This is a genomic window from Carnobacteriaceae bacterium zg-84, from assembly GCA_013874835.1.
Taxonomy (GTDB): domain Bacteria; phylum Bacillota; class Bacilli; order Lactobacillales; family Aerococcaceae; genus WM01.
Genome location: CP059430.1, coordinates 296663 through 323404, shown reverse-complemented (window position 1 = coordinate 323404; position 26742 = coordinate 296663). Strand labels below are relative to the sequence as shown.

At 33.1% G+C, this 26742-nt stretch carries 29 protein-coding genes; 3 read left to right on the top strand and 26 right to left on the bottom strand.

Annotated elements, in window-relative coordinates; genetic code table 11:
• From H1220_01565 to H1220_01525, 9 genes are all read right to left on the bottom strand, one after another.
• Nucleotides 1-1038, bottom strand: a complete 1038-nt coding sequence (locus H1220_01565; GenBank protein QMI86088.1) for a threonylcarbamoyl-AMP synthase — start codon at nt 1036-1038, stop codon at nt 1-3.
• A complete protein-coding gene (gene prmC, locus H1220_01560; GenBank protein ID QMI86087.1) occupies nt 1035-1871 on the bottom strand; it encodes a peptide chain release factor N(5)-glutamine methyltransferase in 837 nt (278 codons plus the stop codon). Before prmC ends, H1220_01565 begins: the two co-directional genes overlap by 4 nt.
• Nucleotides 1861-2937 (bottom strand): peptide chain release factor 1, encoded by a 1077-nt coding sequence (prfA, locus tag H1220_01555; protein ID QMI86086.1) that lies wholly within the window; start codon nt 2935-2937, stop codon nt 1861-1863. Before prfA ends, prmC begins: the two co-directional genes overlap by 11 nt.
• A gap of 3 nt (nt 2938-2940) precedes the next feature.
• Entirely contained in the window at nt 2941-3525 is a 585-nt protein-coding gene (locus tag H1220_01550) for a thymidine kinase (GenBank protein ID QMI86085.1), read from the bottom strand.
• A 54-nt stretch (nt 3526-3579) separates the two neighbouring features.
• Nucleotides 3580-4077, bottom strand: coding sequence for a VanZ family protein (locus H1220_01545; protein ID QMI86084.1), 498 nt, complete (start codon nt 4075-4077; stop codon nt 3580-3582).
• Nucleotides 4078-4129: 52 nt separating this feature from the next.
• Entirely contained in the window at nt 4130-4699 is a 570-nt protein-coding gene (locus tag H1220_01540; protein ID QMI86083.1) for a hypothetical protein, read from the bottom strand.
• Nucleotides 4700-4702: 3 nt separating this feature from the next.
• Nucleotides 4703-6391, bottom strand: coding sequence for a ribonuclease J (locus tag H1220_01535; protein ID QMI86082.1), 1689 nt, complete (start codon nt 6389-6391; stop codon nt 4703-4705).
• A gap of 65 nt (nt 6392-6456) precedes the next feature.
• Entirely contained in the window at nt 6457-6954 is a 498-nt protein-coding gene (locus H1220_01530) for a GNAT family N-acetyltransferase (GenBank protein ID QMI86081.1), read from the bottom strand.
• A 59-nt stretch (nt 6955-7013) separates the two neighbouring features.
• On the bottom strand, nt 7014-8108 hold the full coding sequence (locus tag H1220_01525) for an undecaprenyl/decaprenyl-phosphate alpha-N-acetylglucosaminyl 1-phosphate transferase (protein ID QMI86080.1): 1095 nt from the start codon (nt 8106-8108) through the stop codon (nt 7014-7016).
• Between the two features lie 165 nt (nt 8109-8273).
• On the opposite strand from H1220_01525, the gene H1220_01520 reads away from it, so the two are divergent.
• Both H1220_01520 and H1220_01515 read left to right on the top strand, forming a co-directional pair.
• Nucleotides 8274-8675 (top strand): IS30 family transposase, encoded by a 402-nt coding sequence (locus H1220_01520; protein ID QMI86079.1) that lies wholly within the window; start codon nt 8274-8276, stop codon nt 8673-8675.
• Between the two features lie 4 nt (nt 8676-8679).
• Nucleotides 8680-9018: a hypothetical protein gene (locus tag H1220_01515; GenBank protein QMI86078.1), complete on the top strand. Its 339-nt coding sequence runs from the start codon at nt 8680-8682 to the stop codon at nt 9016-9018.
• A gap of 273 nt (nt 9019-9291) precedes the next feature.
• On the opposite strand, the gene H1220_01510 is transcribed toward H1220_01515, so the two are convergent.
• The 9 genes from H1220_01510 to H1220_01470 form a co-directional block, all read right to left on the bottom strand.
• On the bottom strand, nt 9292-9897 hold the full coding sequence (locus H1220_01510) for a hypothetical protein (protein QMI86077.1): 606 nt from the start codon (nt 9895-9897) through the stop codon (nt 9292-9294).
• A gap of 29 nt (nt 9898-9926) precedes the next feature.
• Nucleotides 9927-10658, bottom strand: a complete 732-nt coding sequence (locus tag H1220_01505; protein QMI86076.1) for an ABC transporter ATP-binding protein — start codon at nt 10656-10658, stop codon at nt 9927-9929.
• A gap of 27 nt (nt 10659-10685) precedes the next feature.
• Nucleotides 10686-11462 carry an ABC transporter permease gene (locus H1220_01500; GenBank protein ID QMI86075.1) on the bottom strand — a complete coding sequence of 259 codons (777 nt, stop codon included), beginning with the start codon at nt 11460-11462 and terminating at the stop codon, nt 10686-10688.
• A gap of 95 nt (nt 11463-11557) precedes the next feature.
• Nucleotides 11558-13459 carry a rhamnan synthesis F family protein gene (locus tag H1220_01495; protein ID QMI86074.1) on the bottom strand — a complete coding sequence of 634 codons (1902 nt, stop codon included), beginning with the start codon at nt 13457-13459 and terminating at the stop codon, nt 11558-11560.
• Between the two features lie 31 nt (nt 13460-13490).
• Entirely contained in the window at nt 13491-14501 is a 1011-nt protein-coding gene (locus H1220_01490; GenBank protein QMI86073.1) for an acyltransferase, read from the bottom strand.
• Nucleotides 14502-14517: 16 nt separating this feature from the next.
• On the bottom strand, nt 14518-16056 hold the full coding sequence (locus tag H1220_01485) for a glucosyltransferase domain-containing protein (protein ID QMI86072.1): 1539 nt from the start codon (nt 16054-16056) through the stop codon (nt 14518-14520).
• A gap of 1 nt (nt 16057) precedes the next feature.
• The gene (gene rfbD / locus H1220_01480) at nt 16058-17746 is read right to left on the bottom strand and encodes a dTDP-4-dehydrorhamnose reductase (GenBank protein QMI86619.1); all 1689 of its coding nucleotides are present in this window, start codon (nt 17744-17746) and stop codon (nt 16058-16060) included.
• A gap of 49 nt (nt 17747-17795) precedes the next feature.
• Nucleotides 17796-18623, bottom strand: a complete 828-nt coding sequence (locus H1220_01475) for a sugar nucleotide-binding protein (GenBank protein QMI86071.1) — start codon at nt 18621-18623, stop codon at nt 17796-17798.
• Between the two features lie 22 nt (nt 18624-18645).
• Nucleotides 18646-19011 carry a GtrA family protein gene (locus H1220_01470; GenBank protein ID QMI86070.1) on the bottom strand — a complete coding sequence of 122 codons (366 nt, stop codon included), beginning with the start codon at nt 19009-19011 and terminating at the stop codon, nt 18646-18648.
• A 182-nt stretch (nt 19012-19193) separates the two neighbouring features.
• Between H1220_01470 and H1220_01465 the strand changes: the two genes are divergently transcribed.
• A complete protein-coding gene (locus H1220_01465) occupies nt 19194-19880 on the top strand; it encodes an ISL3 family transposase (protein ID QMI86069.1) in 687 nt (228 codons plus the stop codon).
• Nucleotides 19881-20123: 243 nt separating this feature from the next.
• Here the strand turns inward: H1220_01465 and H1220_01460 are convergent, their stop codons facing one another.
• The 8 genes from H1220_01460 to atpB are packed head-to-tail and all read right to left on the bottom strand — an operon-like array spanning nt 20124 to nt 26608.
• Entirely contained in the window at nt 20124-20558 is a 435-nt protein-coding gene (locus H1220_01460; protein QMI86068.1) for a F0F1 ATP synthase subunit epsilon, read from the bottom strand.
• A 12-nt stretch (nt 20559-20570) separates the two neighbouring features.
• Nucleotides 20571-22049, bottom strand: a complete 1479-nt coding sequence (gene atpD, locus H1220_01455) for a F0F1 ATP synthase subunit beta (GenBank protein QMI86067.1) — start codon at nt 22047-22049, stop codon at nt 20571-20573.
• A gap of 24 nt (nt 22050-22073) precedes the next feature.
• Complete coding sequence (locus H1220_01450) at nt 22074-23006, bottom strand: F0F1 ATP synthase subunit gamma (protein QMI86066.1); 933 nt, start codon at nt 23004-23006, stop codon at nt 22074-22076.
• Between the two features lie 21 nt (nt 23007-23027).
• The gene (locus tag H1220_01445; protein ID QMI86065.1) at nt 23028-24542 is read right to left on the bottom strand and encodes a F0F1 ATP synthase subunit alpha; all 1515 of its coding nucleotides are present in this window, start codon (nt 24540-24542) and stop codon (nt 23028-23030) included.
• 21 nt (nt 24543-24563) lie between these two features.
• Nucleotides 24564-25076, bottom strand: coding sequence for an ATP synthase F1 subunit delta (gene atpH, locus H1220_01440; protein ID QMI86064.1), 513 nt, complete (start codon nt 25074-25076; stop codon nt 24564-24566).
• Nucleotides 25077-25592: a F0F1 ATP synthase subunit B gene (gene atpF / locus H1220_01435; protein QMI86063.1), complete on the bottom strand. Its 516-nt coding sequence runs from the start codon at nt 25590-25592 to the stop codon at nt 25077-25079. It lies immediately after the preceding gene.
• Between the two features lie 36 nt (nt 25593-25628).
• Nucleotides 25629-25850 carry a F0F1 ATP synthase subunit C gene (gene atpE, locus H1220_01430; GenBank protein QMI86062.1) on the bottom strand — a complete coding sequence of 74 codons (222 nt, stop codon included), beginning with the start codon at nt 25848-25850 and terminating at the stop codon, nt 25629-25631.
• A gap of 35 nt (nt 25851-25885) precedes the next feature.
• Nucleotides 25886-26608: a F0F1 ATP synthase subunit A gene (atpB, locus tag H1220_01425; GenBank protein ID QMI86061.1), complete on the bottom strand. Its 723-nt coding sequence runs from the start codon at nt 26606-26608 to the stop codon at nt 25886-25888.
• Between the last annotated feature and the right edge of the window lie 134 nt (nt 26609-26742).

Below are 26742 nucleotides of genomic sequence, written 5' to 3'. Positions count from 1 at the left end.
TTATTTTCCTTTTGCATCAATAAAATAAGTATTTCCTGCCGCTTTTTCCAAACGATTCATCAAAGCAATACCCATACCTTTTTTTTCATACACTTGTGCGAGTATGACATCTACATTTGATTTATCAAAATAGCGTAACCCGTCATACAGATGTTTTGATGCACTTTCAACATCTTCAATGCCACCTAAACTATATGTTTGAACGACTTGTTCTTGATAACACTCCACTAAATTTTCATCAGCAAGTATACCAATACGATTATTTTCAGATTGAAAATGGCGAATAGCTAAATCCCATAATTCTGGACTTTGAGAATCTACCAAATAAATAGGTTGTCTTGGTGCATAATGTTTATATTTCATTCCCGGAGCCATAGGAATATCCTCTGCTTTTAATATTTTTTCTTCCATATCAAAAACAGGAAATTCATATTTCATTAACTCTTCTTTTGTAATAGCCCCCGGTCTTAAAATAACAATGCCTTTAGGATTTGTTAAATCTACTACTGTTGATTCAATTCCTATTGATGCATTTTCACCATATAAAACCCCTTCAATTTTTCCAAAAAAGTCATCCAAAACATGAGCTGCACGTGTCGGACTTGGCTTCCCTGACGTATTGGCACTTGGTCCTACCAAAGGAAAACCTACTTTATCAATCAATTCTAAAGTCGTAGAATGATTCGGCATACGCAACGCCACCGTTTTTCGACCAGATGAGATAGCAGGTGCAAATACATTTTCTTTAATGTGACAAATGATTGTTAAAGGTCCTGGCCAGAATGTTTCAACTAATCGAGGTAAATATTCTGGAGGATTGACAATATAAGGCGATACATCTTTTGTTGCAACATGAACAATTAAAGGATTATCACTAGGACGTCCCTTTACTTCATAAATACGTTTCACAGCTATTTCATTATTGGCAATCGCTCCCAAACCATACACCGTTTCCGTTGGAAAAGCTACAATATGCCCATTTTGCAACAAACGGACAGCTTCATCTATTTGATCCAATGTAATCAATTCTGTTCTCATATTCTTCTCTCCTCAATGATTAACATTCTATCCAACCCCATATAATCTTTTAATACACTAATGTATTTATCTGGAAAAGATTGTTGAAATAGTTTCTTTAGTTTTTCTGCTTGTTGATACCCGATTTCTAATAATACACAACCATTCTTTGCTAACACAGCAGGTAATTGTTTTGCCAAAACTTCATAAATGGCATAGCCATTATTTTGTGCAAATAATGCAAGGTGTGGCTCATATTGTAAAACACTATCATCCATATCACATACTTCATCATGGCTAATATAAGGGGGATTACTTACAATCACATCATATTGCTCCGTAACCGAAGAACATACATCACTTTCAAAACAATGTACATCGGCATGTAACTGTTTGGCATTATGTGTTGCCACACATAATGCCTCTTTAGAAATATCAACCATATCAACTAGACTATTCGGTCTTTCTAATTTTATAGTAAGACCGATAATACCCGTCCCCGTTCCAATATCCAATACCTTTATCTGTGCGTCTATCGGTATGCGATTTAATACTTGCTCAACAAGTAATTCCGTTTCCGGACGTGGAATAAGTGTATCTTTTGTCACCATAAACTCTCGTCCATAAAACCATTCTTTGCCAACAATATATTGTAAAGGAACACCTTGTTTTAATTTTTCAAAATCCTTGAAAAACTGCTCTTGTATTGTTTTTGGCACATTATCTTGTAAGTGGTATATCAAATCTGATTTTGTCCAATCTAATCGGTCACATAGTAATCGTTCAACTAAATCAGGTCTATGACTATACTCTAATTGTGCCTTTTTTATGAACGTAGCATAATTAGTTTCCATTATTTAACTCTTCTAATTTTTTCGTTTGATCATACAACACTAATGCATCAACAACTTCATCTAATTTTCCAGATAGAATTTGATCTAGTTTTTGAATCGTTAATCCGATACGATGGTCTGTTACACGATTTTGTGGGAAATTGTATGTACGAATACGTTCTGAACGATCTCCTGTTCCGACCGCTGATTTACGATTAGCGTCGTATTCTGATTGTGCTTCTTGTTGTAACTGATCATATACACGAGCACGCAATACTTTCATTGCTTTTTCACGGTTTTTCAACTGAGAACGCTCATCTTGCATAGCAACAACAATACCTGTTGGTAAATGTGTCAAACGAACAGCAGATGCTGTTTTATTCACGTGCTGTCCACCAGCTCCACTCGCATGATAAATATCCACACGAATATCTTTTTCAGCAATATCCACTTCGACTTCTTCTGCTTCTGGCATGACAACAACTGTCGCTGTAGACGTATGAACACGGCCTTGAGATTCTGTTTCAGGAACACGTTGTACACGATGTGCACCACTTTCATATTTTAACTTGGAATAAACTTTATCTCCTGTAATCATCAATGTAATTTCTTTATAGCCACCAATTCCTGTAATATTAGCGTCCATTACTTCTACGCGCCATCCTTGTGCTACAGCATATTTTTGATACATATTGAATAAACTTCCAGCAAATAATGCTGCTTCATCTCCACCAGCAGCACCACGTATTTCCATAATGATATTTTTTTGATCATTTGGATCACTTGGTAACATCATAATTTTAATATCTTCTTCTAATTTTTCTTTTTCTTTTTTCAAATTAGACAATTCTTCTTTCGCTAATTCAGCCATGTCTGCATCTAAATTTTCACCAAGCATTTCTTCTGTATCTGAAATACTTTGTACGACGTCTTTGTAACGTTTATACGTTGCTACTTTTTCACGAAGTCCAGCTTCTTCCTTTGTCAATGCCATAAAACGTTTTGTATCAGCAATAACATCTGGATCACTCATCAATTCAGATAACTCTTCATATCGTATAATTAAACTTTCTAATTGATCAAACATATTTTACTCCTTATTTTCGTTTATTGGTGGGTGATGATAATGTTTACGACAAACTGGATAATAAGATTCATTCCCACCTATTTGTATTTGTTCTCCTGTATAAATGGCTTTTCCGTCCACAACACGCATATTCATAATTGCTTTTTTATGACAAAACCAACAAATAGTTTTCATTTCTTCAATTTTATCTGCTTGTAATAATAAATATTGTGATCCTTCAAATAATTCATTTCTAAAGTCATTTTTTAGACCAAATGCCATAACAGGAATATTCAATTTATCAACAATTTTAGCTAGTTGTAAGACATGTTCTTTTTTCAAAAATTGTGCTTCATCAATCAACACACAGTATGGCACAATCTCTAACATTGCAATATAATCAAAAATATTCGTTTCGTCATAAATGGCTATAGCTTCTCGACGCAAGCCGATACGACTAGAAACATATCCGATCTCATCTCGATTATCTATTGCACTCGTCATAATAACAACAGCTTTATTTTGTTCTTCATAATTATGGGCAACTTTTAAAATTTCAATTGTTTTTCCTGAATTCATTGCACCATATCTAAAAAATAATTGCGCCATATTTATACTCCTTTTCTATATACAACGATTTATTATAGCATAAATCTTTATCGTTTACCGATGTTTTCGTGTAATTTTTGAGAAAATCATAGACCATAGAATAGCTAGAAACGCTCCACTTGAATCTAAAATAACATCTTCTAAAAGTGGTGTACGATTTGGTGTTAAACTTTGATGAAATTCATCAAAACCCGCATAGAATATACATAAAATCAATGCAAGAAAAAAGACAATTTTTCTATCTTTTATATACACTTTCAATCCTTTAAACCAGGCATATCCTAATATAAAAAAACTCATAAAATGAGCAAATTTCCGAATGAAAAATTCAATAAAAGCAATATAGCCATTCGCTTGAATACTTATCTCTTTTCCACCATATAAAAAAGAAATATGACTGAATGTATCTATAAATGGAAAATGAGAAAGTAATTTTTCTAAAGGCGACACTAAACTTTGTTCATGATATGGCTTAGATGACATGTAAAACAAAAATGCCATAATGGTAATGGCAATTCCTATCCATACTTGCCCTTTTCTTTTGTGTGACATATTTCCTCCAAAAAAGACGTTAGGCAATAGCATTGACCTAACGTCACTCTTTTTAATCATTTAACAATTTTGAACGTTCTTTACTCGATAAAAACGGACTACGCTTTGTTAAAATCAGAATTGGATATTGATACGCTGAAAATAAAACAGACAAAAGCATATATACTTCTAAATAGATAATACTTTGAATGCTAATAAGCGCATAGTTCATTGACATAGACACATAGTACAATCCTACAAACGCAAGGCTACTACAAACAGTTGCTGTGACAATATTTAACCACACTGATTTCATACGACGATTATTGACCGTTCGATGAATATTTTTTGTGAAAAATCCACAAGCACATAATATCAATGACGCAGCAACAAACATAAATATATTGATTGTCATATCTTGTTTTAAAATGATGCTCGTTAAAATACCCGCGATAACACCATATAAAATACTCACACCATATAAAGCAGAAAAACCATAACGATATACCGTTGTAATAAATGGTAGCATTGCTACCGGAAGTAGTAGTTCCGGTCTAACATAACAAATAATGACGGTTAAAAGCAAAGTCATCATAAGAGCAATGCTTATTTCTTTGATATTTTTGACTGCCACTTGATTCATAGACTAACCTCTTTCTTCTGGTAATCTGTACCCAGACGCTTCCATAATAATTGGTAAAACGATTGGGCGACGTTTTGTTTTATCAAACAAGAATTTACTTAATTCATCACGTACTTCATTACGCAAACGACTCCACTCAAACTCATCTTGTGCCAGATGATTTTCAACTACTTGTCTAACTAATTCTTTACTTTCTTTCATAATATCCATACTATTTTTAAAGTAAACAAATCCACGAGAAATAATTTGAGGCTCAGATAAAATAATACCTAAACGACGAGAAATCGTTAAAACAGCCACTAATACACCGTCTTCAGATAAAATTTTACGATCTCTCAACACTACATTACCAATATCACCTACACCAATACCATCAATTAGGACATTGCCTACTGGAATTTCCCCAGCAATACGCATCGTTTTATCTTGATAATGTAATACATCGCCTTTTTGTAATAAGAATGTTGACTCTGCTGGAATACCTACTTTTTGAGATAGTTCTGCATTTTTCATCATCATTTGATATTCACCTGTTACTGGCACGACATATTTAGGTTTTAATAAATTAACTAAAAGTTGTAAATCATTTGGAGAAGCATGACCTGATACACGTACATTATCAGAAACAGATTTTACACTTGCACCAACTTTATAAATAAAATCTTTCGTACGAGCAACAACAGTTTCCATAGCAACTGACGGGGTAGTAGTAATATATACTAAATCTCCCTCTTTTAAATTCACTTGTGGATGACGTTGTTTTGCCATACGTAGCAATGCGTGAATCGGCTCTCCTTTTTGTCCTGTTTCTAAAATCACAACTTGGTTATCTTCATATTTTTTCAAATCGTTTAATTTGCATAAAATAGATTTATCTGGCAATACCAATTTTTTTAATCGCAAAGCGACATCCATTATTTCGACTAATGAACGTCCTGTTAAAAATACTTTTCTTCCAGACTTATGTGCAGCATCTAATACTTGTTGAACACGTAAAATATTGCTTGCCATACAAGACACCACAATACGTCCACTGGCATTCAAAAATGTATCTAACACATCTGAAGCAACTTCTAATTCGCTACCACTTTCAATATGCGCTGTTGCATTACTTGAATCACTCAATAAAGCAAGTACACCTTCTTGCCCAATTGCAACTAAACGTCTAAAATCTGTTTGATACATCGGCGTTGCACTTTGATCAAAACGGAAATCTCCCGTGTATACAATCGAACCTTCGTCTGTTTTTAATACAATACCTACAGAATCTGGAACAGAGTGCGTCGTTTTAAAGAACGAGATGACTACATGGTCAAATTCAATTTCTGTTTCTTCATCTACTACGTGGAAATCATCTGTTCGACTTAATAAGTTTTGTTCTTTAGCAGCTAATTTTGCAATTTCAATCGTTAATTCTGTCCCAAATACAGGTACTTCAATATTTTGTAAAAGATACGGAAGTGCACCAACCGCATCTGCATGTCCATGTGTTAAGAAAACACCGGCAATTCTATCCACATTTTCTTCTAAATAGGTAAAGTCAGGAATGACAACATCAATCCCTAACATTTCATCTTCTGGGTAAACTAGCCCACAATCCAATACAAATATCGTATCGTTAACTTCAACGACATACATATTTTTACCATTTTCACGTACGCCACCCAATGACATAATTTTTATATCTGACATTTCTTTCTCCTTCATCATTTATATACTCTACTCTTCACTTCATGCCTATACATTATATCATAATATTACATAAATCGCTCATACACAAGACAATTAAATCTTGCACCAGCGATTTCAGAGGTCATAATCTGCTGCGTATTTACAAATGACATTTTTTCATAAAATAATCTAGCAGGCGTGTTTTTATCGACAACATTCAGCATCACTTTAGTATATCCTTTTTCAGTAAGTACCTCTATTGCAAAATCTATCAGTTTTTTGCCATACTGTTTATTTTGATGGGACGGTAAAATATATAGTGAATAAATTTCTGCTACCGTTTCTACAAAATCCCAACGATTTTTTCCAAAGGCAATCACACCAACAATCTCATGATTTTCTACAGCAACAGCAAAAAATCGTTTTTGACCTTCCATCCCTTTTCTAAATCCGTTCACCCAATAGGTATCAGAGAGTGTCTGTAAAAATTTTTGAGAGAGAATCCCTTTATAAGCACTTTTCCAAGTCGTAGCATGTACTTTACTCATCTCTTCTATATCATCTAATGTTGCCCACCTAATCATTTCTTTCTCCTTATTCTTATTTATTTTGAAAAAGAGCGAATAGAATAGGCTATTCACTCTCATTTTTTATCTTTATCACGATATGATGTTTCTTTAAACAAAATCGGATTTTTTAAATCTAATAAATTCAAGTAATCAATGAGTAAAAACTCGCCGACAATCGTTAAAGCTAAAATCACATACACGTCAACTTCAACATCAGCTAATGTTAACATTAATGCTATAACAGCAAAAATAAAACCAATACCATACATAGACATCACTGCACGTGCATGAGGTTTCCCTTTCATCATAAAACAATGATGCATATGTTTTCTATCTGCTTTTGTGACAGATTGTCCTTTTAAAAAACGTCTTAAAATAGCCATTGTCGCATCTGTTAATGGAACACCTAAAATCACAATCGGCGTAATAATCGCGACAATCCCTGGTCTTTGTATCCCCATTAAACAAAAAACAGAAAGCATAAACCCAATAAATAAGACGCCTGTATCTCCAATGAAAATCCGAGCAGGATGAAAATTATGTGGTAAAAAACCTAATAATGTTGCCACAAGCAAGAGAACCATCATTGTCAAAATAAAAACACTTACTGGAGAAAATAAATAACTAATAAACCCTAAAGTACTCAATGCAATAATAGACACACCCGTTGATAAGCCATCTAATCCATCAATCAAGTTCAAGGCATTTGTAATATAGTAAATCCACACAACAGTGGCAATGTATCCGACAATATCTGCCGTTAAATTGTCTCCAAAAATCTGTTCAAATAATCCATATATTCTAAAATTGGTCGTCCAATACACAATAGTAGCTGCAATAATAATGCCAAGTGATTTCTGCAAAGGAGAAATATCATATCTATCATCAATAATACCTGTCACAAAAATGACTAAAGATGCAAAAAATAATGGCACTTGTTCTCTAACAACTAATCTAAACATAACCGTTAACAAAAAAACAGCTAACCAATACACAATAAAGATAACAACACCACCCATTGTAATAATTGGTCGATTGTGCACCTTTCTCTCATTCGGCACATCTAAAAAGCCTTTTTTAGTCGCCCACTTGCACCATATATGTGTGCCAATATACGACATAATCATGGTTGCTATAAACATTAGCACAAAGCCCATTTGAAAACTCACCGGATGTGCCTCCTTCCAAAAGTTGTTAGTAACATTATACTCTACTGTTGATTTTTTCACAACTTACTATATTAAAATAAATTATATAATTAAATTAGCCAGTAGTACAAAAAAAGCATCTCATAGGATATACTTTTCATAACCACAAAAAAAGGATACCAAGAGATGCAAGAATACTATAACACAAAAGGCAAATATATAACAGAAAAAGAACGTTACTTCATCGAAAAATGGAAAAAAGAAGGTAAAAGCAATAGAGAAATCAGTCGATTATTGGGAAAAAATCACCAAACCATCAATAACGACATCAAACGTGGACTTATCGATTTATCTTTTCATGGTGGCACTAAAGAATACTCTGCTCAAAAGGCACAAAACGATTATCATCGTTTACGTTTAGCCGTAGGTAGAACAGATACGTGGACGGTAGAAAAAGAAGCCCTCATCAGAGAAAAAATCATGGATAAATATTCCCCTGAAATGATTAGTCAACTACCTGATATGCCCCTCTTGTACAACGATTTACACATGGGTATACAAAGGATGGATTACAGATATTTCACGTAAACATTTGATTTATCCTAGAAAAACTAAACCGATAACATCAACTGAAAAACGACCACCAAGAAAGGCTAATGCCTTCTCTATTGAACAAAGACCTCAAGAGATTAACGAGAGAAAAACACGATATGAAATCATTCGTCTGATTCCTGATAAAACGGCTCAAAGTGTGAATACCACTTTGACGTCTATTCAACAAGACTATTTCATCCAGTCTCTAACAGCACACAACGGTTCTGAATTTTTAAGATTAGACGAAGCCATCACTTGTCCTATTTATGACGCACATCCATTCTCTTCTTATGAACGCGGTACTAACAAAAGGCCATATATAAAATGGTGTTGGTGACCAAAATTAAGCGATGTTATGAACCGACAACGAAGATTTTTCTTCGCTATCGGTTTTCTTATTTTTAAACAAATGATTAACGATTCATATTCTAGCTCTTAAATTGTAAAAGTTACGATACCTCTCAAAACGCTTAATATTTTTAATGCACTTATTAATCTTTTCAATTGGAAGCCAGCAACACCAATTATTATAGAATCCAAACGATACCATATAGTGCTTTCACTTTTTAACTTTTGGAACAGCCTCTTTTGATAATCAATAAAATAAACATTATCTAAAAAATCTCGTCATCACACTCATAAAGACAATGATATAAACAGACAGCAACAATAAAATAATGAATGTTTGTAAATGAAACCCATTGTATTTTATTTTAGTAAATGTTGCTTGATCTATTTCTACGCCATTCACAATAATTGTTGTTTCTTTTTGGCGTGCTTTTGTCACTTTAAATAAATCACCTATATTGCCTTTATACTCTATATAGTACGCACTGCCTTTTTTTAAAGTCACATCTGTCATATCTAAATAAAATTTAGATAAAACAACTTTTCCTCCTGTTGGAGTTGATTTGTTTAATTCAAACTCTCCTGATTTTATGACTTTATTAGACTCTACTTCTACAAGTGACCACTTAACTTTACTAGATGTATCATGAGAAAATTCTTTAATTGCAACTTCAATTTCAGAAATGGTTGAATCCTCTGGAACAAAATATTGTTTCAATGTCATTTGTTCATCTAAATTACCTAAAACTTCCGCTTTCAAATTAGGATCTGTGTTGTATAAACTTCTAAAGACACTTTGAGAAGAATACCAAAACAATCCACAAATAATGATAACGGTCATTATGATGTATTGAATATGTTTTTTCATATTTTTACGCTCTTTTCTTAACCTTTATCTTAATAAGCATTTTTGTATGCTTGGGCAACTTCGTGCGTTGGTCCTTCCATTTTCACAACGCCATGTTCTAACCACACCGCTCTATTACACAACATTTCCACTTGTTCAATACTATGCGACACAAATAAAATCGTCGTATTCGCTTCAATCATTTTACGAATTCTTTGTTCGCATTTTTGTTGAAATCTAAAGTCACCTACCGAAAGCACTTCATCAACAATAAGAATATCCGGTGTACCAATAGTTGCAATAGCAAACGCTAAACGTGCTAGCATTCCTGATGAAAAATTTTTAATCGGAACATCCATAAAATCATGTAATTCCGAAAAATCAACGATATCATCGTAATAATACATCATTTGTTTTCTCGAGTATCCTAAAATTGCTCCATTTAAAAAGATATTTTCTTTAGCTGTTAAATCAAAATCAAACCCTGCACCTAATTCAATCAATGGTGCAATCGTCCCATAAATTTTTTTGGTTCCTTTAGTTGGTTTTAAAACACCTGCAATCACTTTTAATAACGTACTTTTCCCACTACCATTTAACCCAATCAGTCCAACAGCATCACCTTTATTAACGGTTAACGATACGCCTTTTAATGCCCAAAAGTCGTCTGTTGCAATTTGTCCTTTTATTTTTTTTATAATCATCTCTTTTAAATTATCCAATCTTTCCCTAGAAAGACTAAATTTGATTTCCACATTATCAACTTCTATCATCGTTGACATATAATCACCTCTTTTCAAATATGTAAACTAAATATTCAAAATAAATGTATCTTGTAATTTATAGAATACTCGTAATCCAATACCCAACGTTACAAAACAAACAACAACTGTGTATAATAACATCATTGGATCAGGAAACACTCCATATAAAGTCACATCTCTGAAAAAAACTAAAATCTGTGTTAATGGATTGTATTTAACAAAAGGTAATATAAATGATGGTAAAATAGACATATTATAAATAACAGGCATTAAATATAATAAAACTGTTAATAAAACGCTGTAAAGGTGGATAATATCTCTGAATTTCACAACAAAACTTGATAAAAACAAGCCTACTCCTAACGAAAATACTGTTAATAAGCCGATCGGAATGAATACAAAAAATATAGTAGAATGAAACTCTGCTTTTGTAATCATCATGACAATAATCAATGCACATAAAGATGATAAAATATTGATTAAACTTGATAATATTTTAGATACCGTAAACAAGTATTTAGGAATATATATTTTTCTTATCAACGCTGCATTAGAAATAATAGATGACATAGCCAAAGAGGTCGATTCAGAAAAGAAGTTAAAGACTAGTTGTCCACTTAAAACGTACAACGGGTAATTTTCAATATCAAATCTGAATAGTTGCGCAAATACAACAGACATCACTGCCATCATCATTAAAGGATTTAGAAGTGTCCAAAAAACTCCTAAAACAGATTTTCTATACCGTAATTTCACATCTCGCATTATCAATTCCCATAATAACGGAAGATATTTTTTTAATGTTATTAAACTATTTTTCATAACGATTAACCTTTCTTAACACTAAGAAATCATACATCTAAATTGTTAGCACCTTTAAGTGAAACAGTTTTGATAATACTACTACCTATTTTTCATCATCTATTATGCATTTTTCCATAAAATTCTCGAAGATGCATTTTCATTTTCGGTGGTAAGACTTTTCTCAACACTTTTTTTATCAACGCTTTAGTGAATACAACAATGCCCCCTTTAGAAGCCATACGATAACACATTTCTTCTCTCATTTTTGGATAGTATGGACCTACACCGGCGCCTAAAATACCAAGATTATAACCTCTTAAATAATGTTTTAAGTTACCATATTCAATCGCAGCAAATTTATCCGTCATACCAATGGCAGGATAGTAACCAGACTGTTGAACAATGAATGGATAAATTCTTTCAACAGCATGTAGTAGTGTACCATCTATTTTATTTGGCTCTTCTGGAAAATCTGTGTATTCCCAATCTTTGTCAAATAATGGTTTCATTGCTTTAGGTCTAAACCAAAACATCGTGCCAAATGGTGCAACTGGTGGCTTGTCAGAACTAATTGGTACTGTCAACTGTAGTTCTTTAGCCAACTCTTTTGTAATATCGTAATTAGGCCCCCACTCTGCTCCCAATGTTGGAAAGAAAATGGCGTGGTTAGGTTCAGGTGGTGTTAACAACCCTAATCTACTATTTGATTCAAATGTTTCAATCACTTCACAAACAAATCTTTGAGAACCTAATGTATTCTCAAAACATTTATAGGCAAAGCCAGCTCCTCTAATGGTTGGTGTTACTTGAGCTGTTTTTTTATCATGTGCAAAACATACATAATCATAATCCATGATGACATCTTTGACACCAACGAGCAAACTGCTCACATCTCTTCCTCTGTTTTCAATCAATCGTACATCAAGATGAGCAAATTTTGAATGTTTGAATTTTTCTTGTATCAAAATTTGTTTTTCACGTGTGTTAGTTGTTAAGTAAATATGTGCTTCTTTTGGCATTACACTCACTTTTTCAAACGTATCATCAAGTAAATCCATAAAATATACATGCATGACTAATGCGATTTTTCTTGTTGCTAGAATATGAGAAATATCTTTTTTTCCATTCTTTTGTAAAATGTATACTAAATTCATATTCTTTACAATATCTGCTTGAGGATAAGATTTCAAAATTGTATCCCATATATAATCTACTGGATACTGTGTATGATTGTCTAAATAATCATACAACTCACTCGTTTGCTCTCCAGTCGTATTGTCTAAATAATCATCAATGTTATGGAAAAAACTTCTCTTTTTAAAAATAGGACATCTATATTGTTTGATCAAAAGTTTAGGACACATCAATAATGGATAACCTGTAAACTCTCTTAAATCATCACATTGAACAGATACATCCCATTTAAAACCTAAATCGCTAAAATGCTTCGTAAAAATAGCCTCATGTTTTCCAACAGCTTCGCTATAACTATTTATCATTGGCATTTTAGACCAATATTGATAAAATTCTTCACTATTTATCATAGGTTTCCTAATCGCAATAAAATGCGATTGGATATGATCTGGTATATAACCATATTTGATACAACCGAATGGATCTGCATCATATTTAAAGAATTTTGTTAATCCCCAAAAATCAAGATCCATACAATTCATTTTATCAAATGTTTCTTTGAATGAATATATTGGTCCCATGATGGTACTATTTAGAAGAACAATTTCGTCATATGTTTTTAATGTTTCCCAACCAACATACTCTAATGCAGATTTATATGCCCAAACATCAAATCCTTTATTTTCTCTAACAAGAACATCTCCATATTGATGTAATATGTGTGACCCTTTATCAGTCAATTTACCATTAACAACAATCACAGTTCTGTCTAAACTCTTATTCAAGTCTTTTAAAAAATATGGAATATAGTCATCGACATCTCCATGTTTATCAAAGAAAAAATATATACCTAATCTTTTTATATTTTCTGTTAAAATCATATTTATTCCCTTCTACAAAGAATTTCATCAATTATTTATTAAAAATTTTCTTATTGATTATACTATCTAATTTATAAACACTCATTGAGGCAATACCTATTAGGACAAGACAAACAAAAAAGAATGCGTAACTTTTCTTTAGACCAATTAAATCTAAGTTAATTCTACTCATAAAACTGTCGATAATGACATGATGTACTAAAAAGATTGCATAAGAATATTTACATAGAAAAGCACTGACTGACACTGTGTATTTATTTTTAACTTTTTCAGATACATACACCAGTATCAAGAAAGAACTAATTCCTATCAATGTTATTTTAAATATTTGATCTATCTGTATTGAAAACAGTGTTCCTGAAAGGAATACACACAATGAGCCTATCAACGTTATGACAGATACTTTCTTCATGTATTTAACGAAATACATTCCAAACAGAACCTCTGGCAAACGCAGTAATAAGAATTTTTCTTTATGAAATGGAATATGATAGTTAAAAACTAAAAAAATATATACCATTAAAGAAATTACTGCAAAAGATTTAGGATACTCTGTCACACCTTTTCTCAAAAGTGGAAAAATAATATAGAGTAAAATAATAAACCCTAAAAACCACTCACCCACTAAATAAAAAGTTGGAACGACTTCACTTAAATACCCGTCCATACCTATCAAAGTAAATAAAATATTTTTTCTAGGAATAATACCAGAAGAAAAAGCTCGATACCCTAATGGTAAGACGAAAAACACCACACTATACACTAAATAAAACATAGGAAAAAGCGTAAGCAGTCGCTTTTTATAAAATGTTTTTAAACAAATAGAATCATTGTATGTATACATCAATGCTGCGCCTGATATGATTAAAAACAATGACACACCCCAACTACCGATGGGAATACCTCCAACCATATATGTAAAAACTGTTTTTTCAGGGAGTTGTACTGCTCGATAAAAAAACACAGCATTATAATGTGTTAGCACAATACTTATGACTGCTACTGCTCTTATAAAATCAAGATAAAATAGTCTTTTTTTCAAAGTAATCACCTATTTTCTATAATTTTATAATAATGATGCCATTATATTCGATGATACTTTCATCACTCGGCCAAGATGTCATGTTTTGAGAGATTTTTTCTGCTATGTCAATTTGCTTTTGAGAAGGACTTTTAAAATTGATACCAATCGTTCTTAAATAATTCTCCATCACAAATGTACCATGCAATGTTGAAAATGATACGGAGAAAAATGATCGACCCGTTAATTCTAACGCACTCTCTGGATACGTTGATTCGTTTAGCGATGCTGATCTATATCCCACAAAAACAACGGGTTTTGTATACGCATCTTTTCCGAATTTTTCTTCAAGACGATTTGACAACTTCGTTGCCAACATAACATCTTCTTGATATTTTACATATTCTGTATAGTAAATTCTAGCCGATGTATTGGCTTGATTGATTGCAACAAGCCCTGTCAAAACCACAACTGCTGTTTTTAAAACATCATACTTTTTAATATTTTGTAATTGATCTATATTATAATAAACTAAAAATCCACACACAAAGGGAATTGTCAACTCTGAACGTGCTGAAAGACTTTGCCCTAATATGAACGTTAATAAAAAAGGACAAACAAACACACCAAAAATAGAGAGTATATAAACAAAATAACCTTTTTGATGATTTTTGTATTTTAATGCCACAAATAAGCATGTAATTAACATAGAAATGAACAATGTATATGAATAAAAAATTCGTCCTCCAAATAAAACAACACCTATATGCGATAAGATGCTTTTAATCACAGTTAATTTATTTGCATGAGACCATAAATATTGCTCTGTAATATACGCTGTTTTGTGAATGCCTAATACACTCAATACGATTTTTTCTGTTATTGCACATAATAGAACGCCCCCCACAAATACTAGTAGGATTTTTCCGACAATCATCAAGTACCCTTTGGTATCGTACTTTTCTGAACGTGTGAATCTGTCATAAAAAACAACAAATCCACACACGGATCCAGTAAAGGTAATAAGCAATAACGCTTGATAAACAGATTGTAAAAAGGCAATAGATACAACAGATGCAATCAGATACGCTATATTTTTCTTCATAATGCCTTTATAGATACACAGAACAGTTATCGCACTGATGCTTAATGAAAGAGATACCTCATATGACTGTAATAAGAAAGCTGATTGCTCGGCAAAAACAGGCGATGTTAAACAAATAACTGGAAACACCCATCTATATTGTTTTTTCATGTCTAAATCATCTTGAATATAGCCAATCACATATATCCACAGAAGACTTGCCACAAATAAACTTGTTATCATCATAAATGAGGCAATATACGGATTAAAGTCATACGTTCCTATTAGCCATTTCATAAACACTAATCCATATCTTCCCATTGAAATCCATGCTTCATACTGAGAATCTCGCACAGAAATAATTGCCTCTGTATCATGAGAAATCACGATATTAAATATTTTTATGCCATAAGTTAACAAAAGAAAGAATAGAACAACGATGATATTCATCATATTATTTCTTAAGAATGATTCAATCCGCCCTTTCTTCATGTTACACCTTCTTTACTTTTGACATAATTCGGTTAATTTTTGTAGGATCCCCCCATACACCTGATGAATCATATTCTCTATCTGGGAATGCCCCATACTGTAATTTTATATCTAAATTATTTTCTGCAATGTATTCTTCTACTTTATCTGCAAGGGATACCGGATTCCCTGTACAACAGTTAATAACACCTAATACTTCATTTTGTAAAGAAGCCTCTGCGATTTGATTGGCTAACTCTGTCACACTGATAAAATCATATTTGTTTTTACCACTTGTGAAAGGAAACTCTTTAGCACCTTCCATTGCTTTTTGAGTCAATTTAGAGAATACGGAGTTGTTTTTTAAATCGTCTCCTAAAATATAGTAGGCACGCAACCATGTCACATCAACTGTATCTTTTTTAGCGACATTCAACATTTGTCTTAAACTATTTTTAGCAATACCGTATAGAGAAATTGGATTTGTTGGTGTATCTTCTTTGATAGCACCTTCAAAGTAACCTACTTCATGCATCGTACCCATAACACTTAATCTAGGTAATCCACCATCAATTAAATGTTTTAAGAAAATGTAGTGATCATATAAATCTGCGATATGCGTATCTGCATTATGAATAAATCCATTTCTCCAAGCTAAATGAATGACAATATCAGGTCTATCTAATTCATCATAAATATGCTCATTTCTTGAGAATAATTGAACATCACATTTTTTAGCACGATCATCAATATCGTCAAATCTTAAATCAGATGCATAAACGTCATGCCCTTTATCTAAAAGAGCTTTTACTACATGTCTACCTAAATATCCATTCGCCCCTGTTACAAGTACTTTCTTTTTATCCATATTACTATCAAACTCTCTTTTCTTATCTAAATATTTTTCTACTGCTTGTTTCCAGCTTATCATACTAAATCCCATTTTTTTCAATTTTTCCGTACTCATTGTTGTATTCAATGGTCTTTCTGCTTTTGTTTTATATTCAGTAGATAACACTTTTTCGACTTTTATGTTTAGTCCTAAATAATCAAAGACGTAATCAGCAAATTCTGCCCAAGTACATGCCTCATCACAGCAGGCGTGATAAATACCATATGTATTTGTTTTTACAATGAAATCAATCGCACGAACTAGTTCAGCCGCACTTGTTGGACTACCTTTTTGATCATTTACAACTTGTATACTTTTTTGTGTTTTTGATAAATTCAGCATTGTATTAACAAAGTTATGTCCTTCTCCAAATAACCATGATGTTCTAATCACATAATGTCTATCAACAGTTTGTAACACAACTTGTTCACTTTCTGCTTTTGTAATACCATAAAAATTTTTAGGGTTAGTCATATCTTCTTCAACATAAGGTTCTTGCTTTAATCCGTCAAAAACATAATCTGTTGAAATATGAACAAAGACCGCTCCTATTTCTTGTGTTGCTTGTGCCAAATATTTTGTACCTTCAACATTTATAGCAAAAGCTTTTTCTTTATCATCTTCACATCTATCAACAGCTGTATAAGCTGCTGCATTGATGACCATATTCGGCCGATTCTTTTTAATATAACTTTGCACATCTTTCCTAACTGTGATGTCTAGCTCGTCTATATCCGTATATAGTAGTTCAACATCTGGAACCAATCTATAAAATTTGATTAGTTCTTTTCCTAGTTGGCCATGTGCACCTGTAATCATTATTTTCATCATTTATCACCCTTAACCAAAATAGCATAATACTTTCAATTTAATCACTTATCTCTTTCCACATATTCATAACTGACTCTTTCCAAGTTGGAATATAAAACGACAGATTTTCTGACTTAGAAATATCTAAAATAGGAAATTCGTCGTCATGAGCGTTCTCACTATTTACAATTTCTACTGACATATTTCTCATACTTAAATACGTTTGTACCAACTCGTCTTTTTTACAAAGTTCTCTATTAGCAAAATGATACACACCATAATCAGCACCATTTTCAACAAGAAACACCATAAATTCAACCACTGATTTACTCCATGTATATTGTTGTACAGTATTTGGCAAGTCTATAAATACTTCTCTTGGCTCAGTTGACTCAAAAGATAAATCTTGAAAAAGAGGATCATACTCTCCAAATACTGTGGATGTTCTGATAATATAAGCACACTCTACTAATTCTCTTACAGCTAACTCACCTTCATAAGCAAGCATACCACTTTTACACTGTGGATTAGGCATATCATCTACCAAATACGGTATCTCTTTTTGCCCATCAAAAACAAAAGATGAACTCAAATATACCATTTTTGCACCTATACGACTAGCAGCACTTGCAATATATCTTGTTGTATCAATATGGTATGATTCACTATATTGTAGATGATTTATTAATATATCGTCACACGTATATTCAGTACAATGATAAATAATTTCTGGTTTTAAATCTTCAATAAACTGATTTACTAAAATTTCATTTGTTGCATCAAAATTTATTTTATCCGTTGCTAGAAACTCAATTTTTCTCTCACGAAAATAATTCTGTAATTCCTTTCCTATTTGACTTTCCGAATCCGTAATCAAAATAGTCATATTCCGTCTCCTTCATGTGATGTTATTTAAAAATAACCTTAGAAAATATAAAGTTTAAAATTAACACAATAATATTGACAAACAATTTAGAATACATCAATGAGTATAACAATACCTCAGCTAATAACCATACTCCCACTAATTCAACAATAATTGTAATCACTCTTGCAGAAAAGAATTTTCCTAATTCCTGACATATTTGTTTTGTTGTTTGTGCTTTCGAATAAAAAACATACTTTGCATTCACAAAATAAGCAAATAAAATAGATAAAACAATGGATAAAAAGTTAGACAAAATCAATGGTAAGACCGTATAAGTTTTAAATACCCATAAAGACAGAAAATTAACACCTGTCGTCAATGCGCCAAAGAAAATGTATTTAACCATGTAATGATTGGCTATATTTCTAATTGTATGTCACTCCTTTGATGAATCGATATTCTTTCACATATTGAAAAAACATCTCATTTTCTATATCCTTATTTGGTAACAGCCTAACTGTAATCAAAATACATTATACACTATTTCTATATCTACCAAAAGTACTTTGTATCGACGCATTTAAGTCTGTGACATCTCATTTAGGGAAGATGAGCTTTATCTTTGTAGACGGATTGACACACCGTATTATTGATGTGTTACCTAGTCGCCAATTAGACCATTTAATCACTTATTTTAAACAATTTTCTAAAAAAGCAAGACATAGCGTTCGCTATTTTGTTATGGATATGAATGCCAATTATGGCAAACTTATTCAGAAGGTTTTTCCTAATGCCGTTATTGTCACAGATAGATTTCATATCATACAACATATACATCGGAATTTAAATACACTACGTATAAAAGAAATGAACACCTTTAAAAAAGACGAAAAGGCTTATAAACACTTAAAGAAATACTGGAAATTATTATTAAAAGATGCCTTTGATGTAAATGATACAGACTATCATTATCACCAATCCTTTAAAACATATCTGACACACGCACAAATCCTTGATAGATTATTAGACTATAGTCCTGTTTTAAAACAAGCATATGAGTTTGTACAAGAGTTGAGATATGCTTATAGACAGCGAGATTTTGAGTTATTTATGGAGGTTATTCATCATGTTGACCTGTCATTACCAGAGTGGCTTAGAAAGAAATTTGATATTTTTAAAATCTATCAGAATGGTATTTATCAAGTTTTTATCACACCTTATTCAAACGGCATCACAGAAGCTATTAACAATCAAACGGATTACCTATGGCTATAGACGTTTTTCTTATTTTAGATTACGTATTTTAATCATACAACACCATTCTCGGTGACAGAAAAAGAATGTGAAAAAGGTAGTGAATGGTTAATGCTATTCACCACCTATATACTCACTATTTCTCTCTACCCCCACGATTTATTACAGAATCAAAAAGTGCAGATAACATTTTATCATGTTGCCTGCACTTTTTAACTTTGGATTATTTCCTAAAATCCTTACGTATGTTTTTTATAAACATTACTATTTTCCATAACGGCTACTTACACCGATACGGTTAATTGCTTTGTTCAACGCAATTTTAGCACGGTTAAGTTTAGCCATGTCATGCAATTCTTCTGCCTCATGTAAAGCACGTTCGGCACGTTCTTTTGCACGTTCAGCACGCTCTCTATCAATATCACGTGCTCTTTCCGCTGTATCGGCAACAATATTGCATACATTATTTGAAAATTGAAGCATGCCTCCATTTACAGCAACATAATTTTCAAAACCTTTATCTTGTCTTCTTTTAATTGTTACTGGACCAATGGATAATGTTGTCACAATCGGAATATGGTTTGGTAAAATAGTCAACCCTCCGATAGGTGTTTTCACAGATACATACTGTGCCCTGTGTGTGAATACAACTCCATCAGGCGTCACAATATTGACTCTAATTAGTTTTTCTTCACTCATTATCATCACCCATTATACCATTCGACTATTTTCTAATTTTTCTAATTCTTCCGCTGTTAATTCATGTCTAGCCGGACCATTATATCCACTTAAGACAGCTTTACGAATAACATCTTCAATACAGCCGACATTACGGAAACTATCTTCAGGAATATCATCATATTTACCATCAATGATACCTTTAAACCCTTTTACTGTTTCTGCAACGGGAACAAATGACCCCGGTTGACCTGTAAATGTTTCAGCAACATGGAAGTTTTGAGATAAGAAAAACTGAATACGTCTTGCACGATTTACAATCACTTTTTCTGTTTCAGATAATTCATCTAACCCTAAAATAGCAATAATATCTTGCAATTCACGATAACGTTGTAAAATGCGTTGTACTTCCATCGCAACCTCATAATGCTCTTGCCCAACAATTTCAGGTGTCAACGCACTTGATGTTGATGCCAATGGATCTACCGCTGGATAAATACCTAATTCTGTTAATTTTCTTTCCAAGTTTGTTGTTGCATCTAAATGAGCAAATGTCGTCGCAGGTGCTGGGTCTGTATAGTCATCTGCTGGTACATAAATAGCTTGAATAGATGTAATCGAACCATTTCTTGTTGACGTGATACGTTCTTGTAACTGCCCCATCTCTGTTGCCAATGTTGGTTGATACCCAACAGCAGAAGGCATTCTTCCTAACAACGCAGACACTTCTGAACCAGCTTGTGTAAAACGGAAAATATTATCAATAAACAAAAGAACGTCTTGTTTTTCTTCATCACGGAAATATTCAGCAAGTGTCAAACCTGTTAAAGCAACACGCATACGCGCACCCGGCGGTTCATTCATTTGTCCAAAAACCATGGCTGTTTTTTCACTAACACCAGATTCTTTCATTTCAAAATACAAATCATTTCCTTCACGTGTTCTTTCTCCAACTCCAGTAAACACAGAAATACCATTTGATTTTTCTGCAATATTATGGATTAACTCTTGAATTAAAACCGTTTTTCCTACACCGGCTCCACCGAACAAACCAATTTTCCCACCTTTTAAATACGGCGCGAGTAAATCAATGACTTTAATTCCTGTTTGTAAAATTTCATATTTACTATTTAACTCTTCATAAACAGGTGCTTTACGGTGAATTGGGTGACGTTTAAAATCTTCTGGAAAATCAGGTTGTCCATCTACTGTTTTACCTAAGACATTAAAGACACGACCGAGTGTTTCTTTTCCAACAGGTACTTTTAAGGTTTCTCCTGTATCTTCTACTTGCATGCCACGTGTTAAACCATCGGTTGATTCCATCGCAATTGTTCGAATAACACCGCCACCTAGCTCTACTGCTGTTTCTAAAACAATCTCTTTTAAGTCACCATTCGGTAATTCTTTTTTTACGATTAAAGCATTGTGGATATCCGGTACTCCGTCAGACAATGGGAACGTTACGTCAACAACTGGTCCAACAACTTGACTTATTTGTCCTATTTTCAATTTCAGTACCTCCTCTTTTATCTTTTAATTTTCTAATGCAGCAGCTCCACCAACAATTTCCGTAATCTCTTGCGTAATTGCTGTTTGACGTTGTTGATTGTATTGTTTTTTCAATTCATCAATCAATTTGGTTGCATTATCCGTCGCACTTCTCATCGCAATCATACGAGAAGCATGCTCTGATGCTTTCGCATCTATAATAGCACCATAAATTAAACTTTCTGCATATTGTGGCAATAAATTTGCCAATACAGTTGCACGAGAGGGCTCAAAAACATATTGAGTCGTGACTTTTTCTTCTTCTGGTACAACTTCATCTAAATCTATCAATGGCAACATCTGTTCAACTTGATATCTTGACATCATCGCATTTACGTGATGATTATAACAAACATATAAAGCATCAAATTCTCCTGCTTTAAACATATTTAAAGACTTAGCAATTAAACCTTGTACATCTCTTAATGACGGATGATCACTCAAACTATCTAATTGGTAATGTACAGGAATACCTTCTTTAGCAAAAAATGCCGTTGCGCTTGACCCTATTGCCATTAAAACAAACTCATCATTAGATTGATGCTCCTCTTGCAACATTTGCAATGTTGAGTGGAATAAAGAACTATTATAGTTACCCGCTAAACCTTGATCAGACGAAATAACAATATAGCCTGTTTTACGAATTGGACGATCAATTAACATATCATGAAAATCAATAAAACTATTTACATAATCCACATCATCTGCATATTCTAAATCATGAATATCTGTTCTAAATGTGCTTGCTAAATGGGTTACCATTTCTCGAATTTTTTCAGAGTATGTTTTAAAATTTTTCACATACTGTTCAGCACGATTCAACTTCGCCGCCGACACCATTTGCATGGCACTTGTAATTTGTCGTGTCATTTTTGTTGAATCAATACGTTTTTTTATATCAATCAAAGAAGCTCCCACACTTGTTCACCTCTTTCTTCATCAATGCATTGCAGCTGGAACAAACGCTTCTTTATAAGACTTAATTGCATTAGATAATGCTTCTTCATCTGGCAAATTACCAGTATCTTTAATGTACGCCAACAATTCCGGTGCTTCTACATTTAAATAGTCATATAAACCTTCTTCAAAATCACGAATATCACTAATAGAAATCGCATCTAAATAACCATGTGTTAGTGCATATAAAATCACGACTTGTTTTTCTACACTAAGTGGTGCATGTTGCGATTGCTTCAATACTTCTACGGTACGTTTCCCTCTATTCAATTTACGCTGTGTAGCTGCATCTAAATCAGAACCAAACTGCGTAAACGCTTCTAATTCACGATAACTTGCCAAGTCAATACGTAATGTCCCTGCTACTTTCTTCATCGCTTTTATTTGTGCTGCTCCACCAACACGAGATACAGATAATCCCGCAGCTAACGCTGGTCTAACACCCGAAGCAAATAAGTCACGTTGTAAGAAAATTTGTCCGTCTGTAATCGAAATAACATTCGTTGGAATATACGCGGAAATATCACCTGCTTGAGTTTCAATAATTGGCAAAGCTGTCAAAGAGCCTCCACCTAATGCATCTGACAAGCGAGCTGAACGCTCTAATAATCTTGAATGCAAGTAGAAAACATCCCCTGGATATGCTTCACGACCTGGTGGACGACGTAATAATAATGATATTTCACGATATGCTGCCGCTTGTTTTGATAAATCATCATAAACAATTAACACATCTTTTCCGCTATACATAAATTCTTCACCGATAGCTGTTCCTGCATAAGGTGCAATATATAACATCGGAGCAGGTTGAGATGCACTTGCTGATACAACTGTCGTATAACTCATTGCTCCATTTTTTTCTAGTACATCAACTAATGCTTTTACTGTTGATTCTTTTTGACCAATCGCAACATAAATACATAATGTATCTTTGCCTTTTTGGTTTAAAATCGCATCAATCGCAACGGCTGTTTTTCCTGTTTGTCTATCTCCGATAATTAACTCACGTTGCCCTTTACCAATTGGCACTAAAGCATCTACAACTTTTAATCCAGTTGGCAATGATTCATTAACGGACTGACGATCCATAATTCCCGGCGCTTCAACTTCCACGGGTCTACGTTTACTCGTATGAATAGGACCTTTACCGTCAATTGGATCTCCAAGAGCATTCACAACACGACCTATCATCGCCTCACCAACTGGAACATCTAAAATTTCTCCAGTACGTTTGACCGTATCTCCCTCGTGAATATGTGTATACTCTCCCAAAATAATGATACCAACATCATTTTTTTCAAGGTTTTGTGCTACACCAACAGTGCCATTTTCAAAAATAACCATCTCATTTGACATGACATTTGTTAAACCTGTTGCTCTAGCAATTCCGTCTCCGACAAAACTGACTTCACCAATCTCGCTAATTTTATTATCTGTTTTAAACGCTCTTACTCGCTCTTTAATTGCCGCACTAATTTCAATGGCACGATTTGTCATTCTGTTTCTCACCTCAATCACTTAAAAAGTTTCTTTAAACGCTTTTAATTTTGCTAGTAACGTCGCATCCAATACAAAATCTGCCGATTTTACTTTTACACCACCAATGACGTCCTCATCAACAATCGTTGTACACGTATCTACCGACATTTTCATTTTTTTTGAAATCGCTGATACGATACTATCAATCTGTTCTTGCGTTAATGGAATAGCTGTTGTAATATCCACATGGTATTTTGCATAAATTTGTTCAAAATATTTAATGGCTCTATAAATGTAACCATATTGTGCTTCGTCAATAAAATATTGAATGAATTGACGTGTCTCTTCTTGGAAATACTGACAAATATCCTGTAACAATGCTGCCTTACTTGAATTTGTTATATTCTCACGTGTCATCATTTGCGTAAATGGCATTTCTCCACCTACACCGTCTTTAAACACTTGAAAATCATTGTAAACCTCTTCTAAATGATGTCGAGATTTTGCCAATTCATAAAGTGTTGTGACACGTTCATTGTAAACATCTCTCATCTATTTTTCCAACCCTTCAATAAACTCATCAATAAGTGCTTGATGATCTTGTTGCGTAATTTCACGTTTCAATAATTTTTCTGTTAACTCAACACTCATACCTGCAACTTGCTCTGTTAAAGACGCCATTGTTGCTTCTCTTTCATGTTCAAGTGCTTCTTGTGCCTCTTGACGAATACGAATTGTTTCTTGTCTTGCGGCACGAGAGGCATCATCTTTTATTTTTTCACCAGTCTCTTTTGCTTTCGTAATTAAATGTTGTGATTTTAATTGCGCCTCATGAATAGCTGCTTTCGCCTCTTTTTCATGAGAGATAGCCTCTTCTTCTTTTCTTTGTGCATTATCTAATTGATCATTTACTTCTTTTTCACGTTTTTCCATCATTTTCAAAATAGGACCTACAGAAAATTTACTTAAAATAAACAATAAGATAAGGAATGAAACAAGAATGACTAATGAATTCCCTAAAACAGAAGAAACACTGGTTTGTTCACTAGATAAAATGATAGAATTCATATTTTCTTTCCTTCCTACTACTTATTTGGTTTGATATTAGTACACAAATAACATCAAGAATCCAACAATAACACCTAATAAAGGAATGGCTTCAATCATACCAATACCAATAAACATTGTACTCATAATTGAACCCTTTAATTCTGGTTGACGTGTCATACTTTCAATAGCTTTTGATACAACACGGGCATTCGCTAAAGCAGAACCAAATGCTGCTAACCCCATTACAATTGCAATTGCGATAAATTTTAATTCCATTTTTTGTCATCTCCTCAATCTTTTCTATAAATCATTTAATCATGGCTATCTTCTAATTTATGACCAATATAAACCATAGATAGTGTCGTAAATACATACGCTTGAATACCTGCTACCATAACAGAGAATGCTTGCCATATAACAGTTAAAACAACTGCTGGAATAATGGTTCCCAATCCAGCTGCCAAACTCATTTGGGCAAGTAATGCGATTAAAACTTCACCTGCATAAATATTTCCATACAGACGTAAAGCCAGTGTTAACGTATTCGTAAATTCCTCTAAAATTTTTAAAGGAAGCAAAAACTTCACGGGTTCTAAATAATTTTTAGATACATATTTTTTAAACCCGAAACGTTGTATCCCTAAATAGTGACTTAATAAAATAACCATTAAGGACAAAACTAAACATACTACCGCATTAGCTGTTGGAGCATTCCAGAAAGAATATCCACCTGCTTCAACAAAAAATGGCAAGTCTAGTAAGTTAGACATTAAAATGAACAGAAACAAAGTTGTTCCAAATATGGTTAGTGGTTTGCCTGCTACTTCCCACTTCACATTATTTGTCACAATATCTTTGATAAAATTCACCAACATCTCCATTACAGTCTGGCCACGGTTTGGTCGGATTGATAGTTTTTTAGTTGTAAAATATGTAAATACAATAACACTCGCACAGGTTATAAGAGTTGATAAAACGATTGAAAATGTTATTTCAATGCCAAATAACTCAAAAATTATTGGTTTGCCGCCCATATTTTCACCTCTTTTCAATATGCTAGCATCTCTCATAAAATGAAAGGATTTTATGCGAATGGTATTATTGTATCACTACTTTGTCGATTTATCAAAATTTTTTTCGTTGTTTTTCACTTTTTTTTATGTTAGAG

Coding starts and splice junctions, on each gene's coding strand:
- H1220_01565 (QMI86088.1), bottom strand. CDS start 1,038: ATGAGAACAGAATTGATTACATTGGATCAAATAGATGAAGCTGTCCGT.
- prmC (QMI86087.1), bottom strand. CDS start 1,871: ATGGAAACTAATTATGCTACGTTCATAAAAAAGGCACAATTAGAGTAT.
- prfA (QMI86086.1), bottom strand. CDS start 2,937: ATGTTTGATCAATTAGAAAGTTTAATTATACGATATGAAGAGTTATCT.
- H1220_01550 (QMI86085.1), bottom strand. CDS start 3,525: ATGGCGCAATTATTTTTTAGATATGGTGCAATGAATTCAGGAAAAACA.
- H1220_01545 (QMI86084.1), bottom strand. CDS start 4,077: ATGTCACACAAAAGAAAAGGGCAAGTATGGATAGGAATTGCCATTACC.
- H1220_01540 (QMI86083.1), bottom strand. CDS start 4,699: ATGAATCAAGTGGCAGTCAAAAATATCAAAGAAATAAGCATTGCTCTT.
- H1220_01535 (QMI86082.1), bottom strand. CDS start 6,391: ATGTCAGATATAAAAATTATGTCATTGGGTGGCGTACGTGAAAATGGT.
- H1220_01530 (QMI86081.1), bottom strand. CDS start 6,954: ATGATTAGGTGGGCAACATTAGATGATATAGAAGAGATGAGTAAAGTA.
- H1220_01520 (QMI86079.1), top strand. CDS start 8,274: ATGCAAGAATACTATAACACAAAAGGCAAATATATAACAGAAAAAGAA.
- H1220_01510 (QMI86077.1), bottom strand. CDS start 9,897: ATGAAAAAACATATTCAATACATCATAATGACCGTTATCATTATTTGT.
- H1220_01505 (QMI86076.1), bottom strand. CDS start 10,658: ATGTCAACGATGATAGAAGTTGATAATGTGGAAATCAAATTTAGTCTT.
- H1220_01500 (QMI86075.1), bottom strand. CDS start 11,462: ATGAAAAATAGTTTAATAACATTAAAAAAATATCTTCCGTTATTATGG.
- H1220_01495 (QMI86074.1), bottom strand. CDS start 13,459: ATGATTTTAACAGAAAATATAAAAAGATTAGGTATATATTTTTTCTTT.
- H1220_01485 (QMI86072.1), bottom strand. CDS start 16,056: ATGAAGAAAGGGCGGATTGAATCATTCTTAAGAAATAATATGATGAAT.
- rfbD (QMI86619.1), bottom strand. CDS start 17,746: ATGATTACAGGTGCACATGGCCAACTAGGAAAAGAACTAATCAAATTT.
- H1220_01475 (QMI86071.1), bottom strand. CDS start 18,623: ATGACTATTTTGATTACGGATTCGGAAAGTCAAATAGGAAAGGAATTA.
- H1220_01470 (QMI86070.1), bottom strand. CDS start 19,011: ATGGTTAAATACATTTTCTTTGGCGCATTGACGACAGGTGTTAATTTT.
- H1220_01460 (QMI86068.1), bottom strand. CDS start 20,558: ATGAGTGAAGAAAAACTAATTAGAGTCAATATTGTGACGCCTGATGGA.
- H1220_01445 (QMI86065.1), bottom strand. CDS start 24,542: ATGACAAATCGTGCCATTGAAATTAGTGCGGCAATTAAAGAGCGAGTA.
- atpH (QMI86064.1), bottom strand. CDS start 25,076: ATGAGAGATGTTTACAATGAACGTGTCACAACACTTTATGAATTGGCA.
- atpF (QMI86063.1), bottom strand. CDS start 25,592: ATGAATTCTATCATTTTATCTAGTGAACAAACCAGTGTTTCTTCTGTT.
- atpE (QMI86062.1), bottom strand. CDS start 25,850: ATGGAATTAAAATTTATCGCAATTGCAATTGTAATGGGGTTAGCAGCA.
- atpB (QMI86061.1), bottom strand. CDS start 26,608: ATGGGCGGCAAACCAATAATTTTTGAGTTATTTGGCATTGAAATAACA.